Below are 11,103 nucleotides of genomic sequence, written 5' to 3' on the forward strand. Positions count from 1 at the left end.
GGTTCACTTTGTCCCACGAAGGTGAGAGAAACGTCAGAGACATGCATTCTCATACGACGCTACCCGCACTTGGCCCTCAAAACCTCCCGGCTTTGTCCGCCGGGCCTCATCACCCCCCTAAGGACACTCCCGATGGCTGAAATCCCCCCCGACCTCATCTGGACCCGTGCCGCCCCGCCGGACGCGACCGGACCCGGCCCGTGGATCGAGATCGCCTTCGGCGCGGGGGACGACGGCGAGGCGCCCGTCTACCTGCGGGAGACCAGCGACCCGGACAACGTCGTCACCACGAACCGCCGCAAGTGGGACGCGTTCGTGCTGGGCGTCCAGGCAGGCGAATTCGACCACTTCGTGGAAGGCGTCGAGCTCGACTGACCGCACGCCCCACCCGGCGCCCCTCGCCCCGCACCCCCTCGCCCCGCACCCCCTCGCCCCGCACCCCTTTGCACAGCCCGCCTCGCACCGCAAGTTCCCACAGCCCACGTCTCAGACATCGCCCCGCACCACCGCGTGCAGGTGCTGGTCGTGCCACCCGTCCGCGTGCAGCAGGGCGCTCCGCATGGTGCCCTCATACGCGTACTGCGCCTTTCGCGCCACTCGGCACGACGCCTCGTTGGCGACCGCGTGGCACAGGCGCAGGCGATGCAGGCCGAGGTCGTCGAAGGCCCACCGGGTGAGCCGGCCGACCGCCTCGACGGCGACGCCGCCGCCCCGGGCGGCCGGCAGCAGCCAGTAGACGATCTCCGCGCTGCCGCCGTCGAGATCGACGTCGTTCCAGCCGGCCAGCCCGACGACCTCACCGCCGTCGGCACGGGACCGGGCGATCGCCCAGATCGCACCGGTCTCCGCCCGCCAGCGCTCCCGCATCCGCTCGATCCGCCGTACCGCGGCCTCCCGGTCGGGCACGGCGAGCAGGTTCCACTGCCGGATCGCCGGATCGCCCGCGGCCGCCACCAACGCGGACGCGTCCCCCGCCGCCCAGGGCCGCAGCTCCAGCCCGGCGCGCGGGAGGGCGAGCACCGGCTGCTCGGCACAGGCCATCCGACCTGCGGGGACGACAGGAGGCACGGCGGACACGGGGACGTTCACCGCGGCATCGTGCCACAGGCGCCCCGTGCCGGGGATCGGCACACCGAGGTCAAGTTCCAGCCATCCGCGCACCATCGCCCCGCCATTGATCAGCAATCCCCCAACCCCCTTCAGTAAGGCGGAAGTCAGGATTCCACCGCCTGTCTTGTTGTCGCGTACTCAACAAGGGAACGTCGTCCGCGGGCCGCCGCCCCTACCGGCAACCACGCCGGTGGTCCCCCACCCGCAGGCCTCTGTCCACCTCACGCAGGAGGCTGTACGTTGCGTACGCCCACCCCCAACACCCCCCACATACCCGGCAGATGGCGCCGAATAGGCTCCGCCACCGCGGCCACCGCCGCCCTCGTCATCGCCGGCCTCGGCACCGCGGCCCACGCCGGCGCAGCCACCCCGACGCCTTCCAAGGTCAGCGCCCGCGCCATCGCCGCCCAGGTCGCGAAGGCCCACGTGACCTACACCCAGCAGTGCGACCAGACCCCGAAGAAGGGGTTCGCGTCCTGCAACGCGCTGCGGGTCACCGGCGGCACCACCGCCTTCCAGGAGGAGCAGGCCGCCAAGAAGGGCATCGCGCCCAAGACGGTCTCGCCGAACGCCGCCACCGACTCCCCCAGCGGCTACGGCCCCTCCGACCTCCAGTCGGCCTACGGCCTGACCGACGCCGCGTCCTCGGGCGGCTCCGGCAGGACCATCGCGATCGTCGACGCGTACGACGACCCCAACGCGGAGTCCGACCTGGCCACCTACCGCGCCTACTACGGCCTCTCCGCCTGCACGACCTCCAACGGCTGCTTCAAGAAGGTCAGCCAGACGGGCTCCACCACCTCCCTCCCCACCGCGAACAGCGGCTGGGCCGGTGAGATCTCGCTCGACCTCGACATGGCCTCCGCCGTCTGCCCGAACTGCAACATCCTGCTCGTCGAGGCCAAGTCCTCCTCGATGGCCAACCTCGGCACGGCGGTGAACCGCGCGGTCACCCTGGGCGCGAAGTTCGTCTCCAACAGCTACGGCGGCTCCGAGTCCTCCTCCGACACCAGCTACGACTCCTCGTACTTCAACCACCCGGGCGTCGCCATCACCGTCAGCGCGGGCGACGAGGCGTACGGCGCCGAGTACCCGGCGGCCTCCAAGTACGTGACCGCCGTCGGCGGCACCAAGCTGTCCGCCGCCTCCAACAGCCGCGGCTGGACGGAGTCGGTCTGGAAGACCAGCAGCACCGAGGGCACCGGCTCGGGCTGCTCCTCGTACGACGCCAAGCCGACCTGGCAGACCGACACCGGCTGCTCGAAGCGCATGATCTCCGACGTCTCGGCCGTCGCCGACCCGGCGACCGGCGTCTCGGTCTACGACACCTACGGCGCCGACGGCACCGGCTGGAACACCTACGGCGGCACCAGCGCCTCGGCCCCGATCATCGCGAGCGTCTACGCCCTCGCCGGCACCCCGGGCAGCAGCGACTACCCGGCCTCCTACCCCTACGCCGCGGCCGGCACGTCCGCCCTCAACGACGTGACCAGCGGCAACAACGGCACCTGCTCGACGAGCTACTTCTGCACCGCCAAGTCCGGCTACGACGGCCCGACCGGCTGGGGCACCCCGGAGGGCACCGACGCCTTCACCGGCTGACCCTGACCCTCCGTCACCCGGAGCAGCCACAGTGGGCCGTGGGGGCCACACGTGGCGAACGGCGAGCGGGCCGCGGCATCCAGCCGCGGCCCGCTCGCCGTTCGTCATGAGACCATCGATGAGAACATCGAAACGTACTCTCACCCGACCAGCCGTCAGAAACGGTACGGAGCCGTGAAGTGGGCTAACGACGGAACCACACCACAGGTTCCGCTCCGGCCTCATTGCCCGGCGTAACCTGCCGTGATACACAGAGTGACCATACGAGTCAATCGTACGAATCCCGACCGACAATGACGCCAAGTCGACATACGACGGCGACTTCGTCGGCGACAATGAGGCGTGACCTCTGCACACCGGCAGGGGAACTGCGGAACTACCCACCAGGGGCGGTGACTTACATGCTGTTTGCGGCCGACAAGGGCGATATCAACACCATCATCGGCGGGATCGCTCCGGACTGGGGGCCCTTCGGCAGCCTGGGCAACGAGGCCAAGGTGATGATCGAGGTCGTGATGGCGGTCGCCATCCTCATCTGCCTCGGCATCGCCATCTGGGGCGCGGCCAAGCAACGCATCGGCGCGACGGCCCTGCGGGACACCTTCAGTGCGGAACAGGGCAAGGGCCTCATCATCGCGGGCCTGACGGGCGTCTTCATCATCGGCTCACTCGGGACATTGTTCACGATCGTGTACGGCATGGCCGTGTAACAGCGTCCCCCGCACCACCCCCAGTCCCGTCCGGGCGCGCCCGGCCCGCCGTCCCCACCCACCTGTCGTGCCCACCGGCTGAGGTTGCGTTTCCCTGATGTCCCTGATGTCGAGTCACCACACCGCGCCCGCGCGGGAACCAGCACGGCTACCGTCGTACTTCTACGCGGTCCGCAACGGCAGCGAGGGGGCGTACGCGGCATGACTCCCGGCGACGAACACGACTACGGCGAACCCACGGGCACCCGCGTCCGCCTACCCGAGACCGACCCCTACGGCGGCGCCCGCAGAGGCCCCCGCTCCTCCTCCCGGAGCCTGGTCACGGTGGTCGGCGTCGTCGTCGTCCTCATCGCGGCAATCGCCTTCGCGAACCGCGGAGGAGACGGTTCCTCTTCAACGACGACCGACGGCCCCGCCGGCACCAACAACCCCAAGTCCACCAGCACAGCAGCCAGCGGAACAAAACCGGTGGAGTCGAAGAGCGGCAATATTCCGACCGGGTACGCGCACGACGTGCAGGGCGCCCAGAGCGCGGCGGCCAACTACGCGGTGGCGCTGGGGTCGGCGGACATGTTCGTCACGGACCGCCGGCACCAGATCGTCGACACGGTGTACGCACCCGACGTCGCCGCCGCCAGACAGTCCGCTCTGGATACCGCGTACGCGAGCGAGACGTTCCTGAGCAACATCGGGCTCGACAAGGACGGCACCGCTCCGGACGGCCAGACCTTCGTCTCCCGCGTCATCCCCGTGGGCACCAAGGTCACGGCCTCCAGCACGAGCAGTGCCAACGTCGAGGTCTGGTACACATCGCTCTTCGGCCTGTCAGGCGCAGCCTCGACCAATCCCGTCTCCGAGAGCTGGTTCACCAACACCTACCAGCTCACGTGGATCAACAACGACTGGAAGGTCACCGACTTCCAGCAGAAGGACGGGCCCGTTCCGGTCGGGCGCGACCAGAAGGCCTCCACCGCCGACGACATGACGAAGGCCGTCGAGGAGTACGGAGGGTTCACCTATGCGCGCTAAGCACCTCTCCCTCAAGGTGACGGCCGCCCTGGCCGCCGTTCAGACCACAGCTGTGCTGCTGGCCACCCGCGCCTCCGCCGCGCCGACACCCAGCCCGTCTCCGTCCCCCTCCCCGTCCTCGAGCACCAGCGCCTGCAGCGAACTCATCAAAGGCGCCGCCAGGGATTACTGCGAAAAAGGCGAGAACCCGTCCCTCACCACCAACCCCGGCGTCTCCGACACCCTCGATCCCCTCTCCTCCCTCGCCAAGGGCTGTGCCGACGCCGCCGCGTGGACCGTCGACAAGCTCAGCGACGCCGTGAAGGACACGGCGAACGTCGACTTCACCAACGAGAGGTTCCTCAAGCAGTACGCCGTCGTCTTCGCCGCCTCGACCGTCCTGACCCTCCTGCTGTGGCTGCTGGCGGTAGCCAAGCGCGCGGTGCGCGGAGTCCCCCTCACCACCGCCATCGGCGAAGCCGTCGGCTTCCTCTGGCTGACCGTCCTCGCCTCCGCCTTCACCCCCCTCATCCTCTACACCGTCGTCTCCGCCACCGACGGCATCACCGACGTCCTCGCGAAGACCACCGGCAACCAGACCGACACGTTCTTCGGCACCTTCTCCGCGGCCCTCGCCAAGGGCGAGAACATCGGCGGCGGCCCGATCATGCTGATCGTCGTCTCTCTCGTGTCGATCCTCGCCGCCGGAGTGCTCTGGCTGGAGCTGGTCATCAGGGCCGCGCTCCTCTACGTCGGCGCGCTGCTCGGCACCGTCGTCTACGCGGGCCTGGTCGACAAGAACCTGTGGAGCCACGTCCGCCGCTGGGCCGGCATCATGATCGCCGTCATCCTGGTCAAACCGGTCATCGTGATAGTGCTCGGCCTCGCCGGCGCGCTGTCCTCGGACGACGGCCCCAACGCCTTCTCCGCCGTCGTCTCCGGCCTCTCGATCATCCTGCTCGCCATCTTCGCCAGCGCGATGATCTACCGCTTCGTCCCCGGCTTCGGCGACGAGATCGCCGGCGGTCGCAACAACCGCATCATGCAGGGCGCCGAAGGCAAGGCCGCCGCCGTCATCAGCTCCCCGGCGACCCTCGTCGCCCAGGGCATCAAGACGCACAGCACCCGTGCGGACAACAACGGCGGCGGCCAGTCCGGATCGGGATCCTCCGGCGCCCGCCCCTCCAACCCCGCCAGTGGCGGAGTGGCCGCGCACAGCTCGCGCTCCTCGAACGGGGGCGGCGGATCTGTCCCCTCCGCCGCCCCCGCGCCCCGCGCGAGCAGCCCGGTCAACACCCCGCACGCCGGCAACAACCGCAACAGCAGCAACAACCGCACGGGAGGTGAAGGGCGTTGACGACCGAGTCCCATGTGTCCCACATGGTCGCGCCCCGCCGTACATATCTGATCGGCCGCGCCCGGCCGAACGCGATCGTCGGCCGCAACCGCGAGACCGGCGAGATCGCGCTCATCGTCATCGGCGCGTTCCTCGGCATGATGTGCGGCCTCCTCGTCCCCGTCCTCGCCCTGCGCATCGTCCTGCTGAGCGGCTTCCCGATGATCGCGCTGGCCGCCGTCTACGTGCCGTACAAACACCGCACGTTCTACAAGTGGTTCGAGATCAACCGCAGCTACAAGCGCACCCTCCGCCAGGGGACCACGTACCGCTCCACCGCCATGGAGGCCGGCACCCGGCTCGACGGCCAGGAGATCGAGATCGGCCCGCCCCCCGGCATCGGCCGCATCAGCTGGCTGGCCGCCCCCTTCGGCCCCGACGAGATCGCCGTCCTCCTGCACGCCGACCGCCGCACGGTGACGGCGGCCATCGAGATCGAGGGCCCGGGCGTCGGCCTGCGCGACAGCGAGGACCAGGAGGCCCTCGTCGACCGCTTCGGCACCCTCCTCAAGCACGTGGCGAACGGCGACGGCTTCGTCACCCGCCTGCAGATGCTCGCCCGCACCCTCCCCGCCGACCCCGACGCCCACGCCAAGGACGTCGCCGTACGCGGGGACGAGAAGGCCCCCGACTGGCTGGCCCGCTCCTACGACCAGCTCCAGTCCATGGTGTCCACCAGCAGCGAGCAGCACCGCGCCTACCTCGTCGCCTGCATGCACTACACGCGCGAACTCTCCGCCGAGGCGCACGCCATGGCCCGCGCCGCCCGCCCGACCTCCGGCCGCAAACTCGACCGCGACGCCGGCCTCGCCGTCGTCATGGCCCGCGAACTGACGGACATCTGCTCCCGCCTCCAGGAGGCGGACATCCGCGTCCGCCAGCCCCTCGGGCAGGGCCGGCTCGCCTCCCTCGTCCACTCCATGTACGACCCGGACCACCCCATCGACCACATCCAGGCGATGACCAAGCGCAACGCCTGGCCGGCCGAGCTTGACGCCATGGAGCCGACGTTCCTCCAGGCCAAGACCCGCGAGTCGACCACCCGGGCCCCCTGGTGCCACGCCACGGCGTGGGTGAAGGAGTGGCCGATGACCCCGGTGGGCGTCAACTTCCTGGCCCCCCTCCTCGTCCACACCCCGGACGTCATCCGCACGGTCGCCGTCACGATGGACCTCGAACCCACCGAGGTCGCCATCGAACGCATGCTCACGGAGAAGACGAACGACGAGGCCGAGGCCAGCCGCGCCGCCAAGATGAACCGCACCGTCGACCCCCGCGACGTGGCCGCCCACTCCCGCCTCGACCAGCGCGGCGAGGACCTGGCGTCCGGCGCGGCCGGCGTGAACCTGGTCGGCTACATCACCGTCTCCAGCCGCAACCCCGAGGCCCTCGCCCGCGACAAACGGACGATAAGGGCCTCGGCCGGCAAGTCGTACCTGAAGCTGGAGTGGTGCGACCGAGAGCACCACCGGGCGTTCGTGAACACCCTCCCGTTCGCCACCGGAATCCGAAGGTAGGGGCTGATGAGCTGATGCGGGATCCGCTGTCCGTCCTCACGGACGCCTTCACCTCCTTCCTCTTCGGCAAGGTCGAGACGACCCGGCTGCCGGTCCGCACCTCCACCGGCCAGGCCCAGGCCGTCTACCTGCCCACGGCCGCCCCCGGCCTCGGCGACTCCGGCGTCATCATCGGCCGCGAGGTCTACTCCGGAAAGGGCTACATCTACGACCCCTTCCAGCTGTACGGCCAGCAGCTGCCCGCCCCGCACTGGCTGGTCCTCGGCGAGTCCGGAAACGGCAAGTCGGCGCTGGAGAAAACCTACGTCATGCGCCAGCTCCGCTTCCGCGACCGCCAGGTCGTCGTCCTGGACGCCCAGGGCGAGGACGGCGTCGGCGAATGGAACCTCATCGCGCAGGCGCTGGGAATAACCCCCATCCGCCTGGACCCGACGGCCGCCCTGGACATGGGGATCCGCCTCAACCCGCTGGACCCCTCGATCACCACGACGGGCCAGCTGGCACTGCTCCGCACCATCATCGAAGTGGCGATGGGCCACGGCCTGGACGAACGCTCCGGCTTCGCCCTCAAGGTCGCCCACGCCTACGTCAACGAGACGATCGTCGAGCGTCAGCCGGTCCTGATGGACATCGTCGAACAGCTCCGCCACCCCGAACCGGAGTCGGCGGAGGCGATGAACGTCGCCATAGACGACGTACGGGCCTGGGGCCTGGACGTCGCACTGGTCCTGGACCGCCTGGTCGACGGCGACCTGCGGGGCATGTTCGACGGTCCGACGACGGTCGGCATCGACCTGGACGCCCCCCTCATCGTGTTCGATTTGTCCCACATCGACCGCAACTCCATCGCCATGCCCATCCTGATGGCGATCGTCGGCGTCTGGCTCGAACACACCTGGATCCGCCCCGACCGGAAGAAGCGCATCTTCCTGGTCGAGGAGGCCTGGCACATCATCAACAGCCCGTTCGTCGCCCAGCTCTTCCAGCGCCTGCTGAAGTTCGGCCGACGCCTCGGCCTGTCCTTCGTGGCGGTCGTCCACCACTTGTCGGACGTGGTGGACGGAGCGGCCGCGAAGGAGGCGGCCGCGATCCTGAAGATGGCCTCGACCAGGACGATCTACGCCCAGAAAGCGGACGAGGCGAGGGCGACGGGCCGAGTCCTCGGCCTCCCGAGGTGGGCGGTGGAGATCATCCCCACCCTCACCCCCGGCATCGCGGTGTGGGACGTCAACGGCAATGTCCAGGTCGTGAAACACCTGGTCACGGAGACGGAACGCCCGTTGGTCTTCACCGACCGCGCCATGACGGAGTCCTCCGCCGAGCAGGCGGCCGCAGCCGACGACGCCCTGCTCGCCGCGGAACTGGAACAGGAACGCCGAGCGGCGGCCTTCATGGAACAGCACATGGCCGACCTGGACGACTCGTCCGAGTCGACGGTGGCGTAAGCAGAGGAACGGGGGTTGCCATGAGACCGACAGACGGACACCACCGCGACTACCGCGACGACCGTGGCAACCCCCAGGGCAACACCCCAGGAGGCATCCCGGACGGCCTCCTGGTGGGCATACTCGCCTTCCTGCTCGGCATGACCCTCCTGGTCTGGACTGCGACGGGCCTGGCAGCCCTCTTCTCCCACGGCGCGTGGCCGGCCGGCGTCACCTTCACCCGCACCCCGCTCGCCATGCGCCATCTCATCGCCCAGCCCCACGACATCCCCGGCGCCTGGCCCGGGGCGGAGCCGACCCGGCTCTCCGGCTACGGCCTGTTCTGGGGTCTGTTCATCGGCCAACTGATGATCCTGTTCGTCCTCACGGTGTTCGTGATGGGGACGTTGGCGCGGTGGAGGGCGGTACGCGCACGCCGCAAGACCGTCCACACCGACCCCGGGTACGCCGCCGCCCCGGGCATCCCGCCCCAGCACCACGAGGTACCCGCCCCGCGCACGGAAGCGACGCGCGAGGCGGAGCCGACGGCACGGCCGGAGCCGGCCCCGGCGTCAGCCCCGACATCACCGCCGTCGCCGTCCCTGTCCTCCCCGGCATCCTCGTCGCATCCCGCCCCGGCACCACGCCCGGCCGCCGAACAGGCACCGGCGTACGGATGGGGCGAGTCCGACCGCGTGGAAGGTGGGACGGTCCACTACGCACCCCCCGCGACCCGCTACGCCACCGCCTCCCAGGCCGTCCGGGACGCCGACGGCCCCGCACTCGTCCTCACCTCCGACCCGGCCCTCTGGGGGGACACCAAGGACGCCAGGGCCAAGCTGGGCCCGGTCCATCTCTACGACCCCGCCCACCGCTGCGACACCCCGGCCCGCCTCCACTGGTCCCCCACGGCCGGCTGCGACGACAGGCCGACCGCGGCCTCCCGCGCGGCGGCACTCCTCGCCCCGATACGTCCTTCCGCCCGCCTGGACCAAGCGGTGAGCGACACGGCCGAGATCCTGCTCCGCAGCTATCTCCACGCCGCGGCCATCGACGGCCGCACCATCCGCCACGTTCACCGCTGGTCCCAGGGCACCGGAATCCAGGACGCGGTGCGCACTCTCCGCACCCATCCGAAGGCCGCTCCGGGCTCGGCGGGCGAACTCGAAGCCGCCCTCACCGCGCACCCCGAACGCCGGGACATCGCCCAGGAACTGACCGCCCGTGCCCTCTCCGCCCTCTCCACGGTGAACATCCGCGAGGCCTGCACTCCCAACCGAAGTGATGCCCTCGCCTTGGATTCCTTCGTGGACGAAGGGGGAACGCTTTATGTACTAGGTGAATCCATCGAGGATCCCAGGACGAACCCGGGCGCGATGCCCCTCCTGACGGCCCTCGTCTCCAGCGTGGTCGAGCGCGGCCGGCGCATGGCCGAACGGTCATCCTCCGGTCGCCTCGACCCACCACTCACCCTGGTTCTGGACGACGTGGCAGCCGTGGCCCCGATCCCTCAGCTCCCGGACCTCCTGGCCACCGGAACGAACCGCGGCCTGCCCACCCTGGCCCTGCTCCGCTCCCGCGAACAGGCCAAGGCCCGCTGGCCGAACGACGAGCTACCGGTGTAGTCCTTCAGCCTCCGTCGCGCCCGAGCACGAACTCCAGCTCGATCTCCCCGGGTGCCTGCTCGAACTGCACTACGACACCGCTGGGTACGAACCCGGCCTTGCGGTAGAACCTCTGAGCCCGTGTGTTCTCCTCATGCACGATCAGCCGCACCCGCTCAGCCCCGATCGCCCAGGCCCACTCCACACCGGCGTCGAAGAGCACCTCCGTCAGACCGATGCCACGGAACTCTGGCTGCACGAACACTGCGACGATATGCCCTTGTTTCCGCTCGACGGGAAAGCCGGCCCAGTCCTTCGTGCCGGCCTCCTCGACCAGCACAGTCAGGGTTCCGATCCACTCTCCGTCCGGTGCCTCGGCGATGATCTGCTGCGCTCCGGCCGCTCCCTCCGCGACTCCCTCGGCCCGTTCCTGCCAAAAGGAGTCCGGTTTGGCCGCGGCCTCGTCGTACGTCTCCAGGAAGGCGAGGTGCGCTATAGGGTCCTGAAGCGCGGCGAGCCGCACCTTCTTCGCTGCGGGCCACTCATCGGCGCGTATGGAGCGGATGACGTAATTCATGCGCATCACACTAACGGCAAACACAAAAAGGCCCACACCGATTTACGGTGTGGGCCTTTTTCAATATTTGTTCGGCGGTGTCCTACTCTCCCACAGGGTCCCCCCTGCAGTACCATCGGCGCTGTAAGGCTTAGCTTCCGGGTTCGGAATGTAAC

General features: G+C 69.5%; 10 protein-coding genes and 1 rRNA gene. 8 read left to right on the forward strand and 3 right to left on the reverse strand.

Annotation, left to right across the window (positions count from 1 at the left end):
• Positions 1-132: 132 nt before the first annotated feature.
• A complete protein-coding gene (locus ACIBTS_RS39650) occupies positions 133-375 on the forward strand; it encodes a DUF397 domain-containing protein (protein ID WP_079661370.1) in 243 nt (80 codons plus the stop codon).
• A 111-nt stretch (positions 376-486) separates the two neighbouring features.
• Here ACIBTS_RS39650 and ACIBTS_RS39655 read toward each other — a convergent pair whose 3' ends face one another.
• Positions 487-1,041, reverse strand: a complete 555-nt coding sequence (locus tag ACIBTS_RS39655) for a GNAT family N-acetyltransferase (RefSeq protein WP_399325530.1) — start codon at positions 1,039-1,041, stop codon at positions 487-489.
• A gap of 309 nt (positions 1,042-1,350) precedes the next feature.
• Between ACIBTS_RS39655 and ACIBTS_RS39660 the strand changes: the two genes are divergently transcribed.
• From ACIBTS_RS39660 to ACIBTS_RS39690, 7 genes are all read left to right on the forward strand, one after another.
• Positions 1,351-2,712 carry a peptidase S8 gene (locus tag ACIBTS_RS39660; RefSeq protein WP_399325512.1) on the forward strand — a complete coding sequence of 454 codons (1,362 nt, stop codon included), beginning with the start codon at positions 1,351-1,353 and terminating at the stop codon, positions 2,710-2,712.
• Between the two features lie 401 nt (positions 2,713-3,113).
• Positions 3,114-3,422, forward strand: coding sequence for a hypothetical protein (locus ACIBTS_RS39665; RefSeq protein ID WP_004000049.1), 309 nt, complete (start codon positions 3,114-3,116; stop codon positions 3,420-3,422).
• Positions 3,423-3,623: 201 nt separating this feature from the next.
• Complete coding sequence (locus ACIBTS_RS39670; RefSeq protein WP_399325514.1) at positions 3,624-4,451, forward strand: hypothetical protein; 828 nt, start codon at positions 3,624-3,626, stop codon at positions 4,449-4,451.
• Positions 4,441-5,787 (forward strand): hypothetical protein, encoded by a 1,347-nt coding sequence (locus ACIBTS_RS39675; protein WP_399325516.1) that lies wholly within the window; start codon positions 4,441-4,443, stop codon positions 5,785-5,787. The genes ACIBTS_RS39670 and ACIBTS_RS39675 overlap by 11 nt, the downstream gene beginning before the upstream one ends.
• Complete coding sequence (locus tag ACIBTS_RS39680; protein WP_399325518.1) at positions 5,784-7,343, forward strand: SCO6880 family protein; 1,560 nt, start codon at positions 5,784-5,786, stop codon at positions 7,341-7,343. Before ACIBTS_RS39675 ends, ACIBTS_RS39680 begins: the two co-directional genes overlap by 4 nt.
• Positions 7,344-7,357: 14 nt before the next feature.
• Positions 7,358-8,788 (forward strand): ATP-binding protein, encoded by a 1,431-nt coding sequence (locus ACIBTS_RS39685; RefSeq protein WP_399325519.1) that lies wholly within the window; start codon positions 7,358-7,360, stop codon positions 8,786-8,788.
• A gap of 20 nt (positions 8,789-8,808) precedes the next feature.
• Positions 8,809-10,392 (forward strand): type IV secretory system conjugative DNA transfer family protein, encoded by a 1,584-nt coding sequence (locus ACIBTS_RS39690; protein ID WP_399325521.1) that lies wholly within the window; start codon positions 8,809-8,811, stop codon positions 10,390-10,392.
• A 4-nt stretch (positions 10,393-10,396) separates the two neighbouring features.
• Here ACIBTS_RS39690 and ACIBTS_RS39695 read toward each other — a convergent pair whose 3' ends face one another.
• Both ACIBTS_RS39695 and rrf read right to left on the reverse strand, forming a co-directional pair.
• Complete coding sequence (locus tag ACIBTS_RS39695; RefSeq protein ID WP_399325523.1) at positions 10,397-10,948, reverse strand: GNAT family N-acetyltransferase; 552 nt, start codon at positions 10,946-10,948, stop codon at positions 10,397-10,399.
• A 69-nt stretch (positions 10,949-11,017) separates the two neighbouring features.
• A 5S ribosomal RNA gene (gene rrf / locus ACIBTS_RS39700) occupies positions 11,018-11,103 on the reverse strand; the annotation flags it as partial.

It is taken from the genome of Streptomyces sp. NPDC050121 (assembly GCF_044460385.1).
Taxonomy (GTDB): domain Bacteria; phylum Actinomycetota; class Actinomycetes; order Streptomycetales; family Streptomycetaceae; genus Streptomyces; species Streptomyces soliscabiei.

Bases quoted from the DNA above. Each gene is read 5' to 3' on its own strand.
- ACIBTS_RS39665 (WP_004000049.1), top strand. From the start codon at position 3,114: ATGCTGTTTGCGGCCGACAAGGGCGATATCAACACCATCATCGGCGGG.
- ACIBTS_RS39695 (WP_399325523.1), bottom strand. From the start codon at position 10,948: ATGAATTACGTCATCCGCTCCATACGCGCCGATGAGTGGCCCGCAGCG.
- ACIBTS_RS39655 (WP_399325530.1), bottom strand. From the start codon at position 1,041: ATGGCCTGTGCCGAGCAGCCGGTGCTCGCCCTCCCGCGCGCCGGGCTG.
- ACIBTS_RS39685 (WP_399325519.1), top strand. From the start codon at position 7,358: ATGCGGGATCCGCTGTCCGTCCTCACGGACGCCTTCACCTCCTTCCTC.
- ACIBTS_RS39675 (WP_399325516.1), top strand. From the start codon at position 4,441: ATGCGCGCTAAGCACCTCTCCCTCAAGGTGACGGCCGCCCTGGCCGCC.
- ACIBTS_RS39670 (WP_399325514.1), top strand. From the start codon at position 3,624: ATGACTCCCGGCGACGAACACGACTACGGCGAACCCACGGGCACCCGC.
- ACIBTS_RS39690 (WP_399325521.1), top strand. From the start codon at position 8,809: ATGAGACCGACAGACGGACACCACCGCGACTACCGCGACGACCGTGGC.
- ACIBTS_RS39650 (WP_079661370.1), top strand. From the start codon at position 133: ATGGCTGAAATCCCCCCCGACCTCATCTGGACCCGTGCCGCCCCGCCG.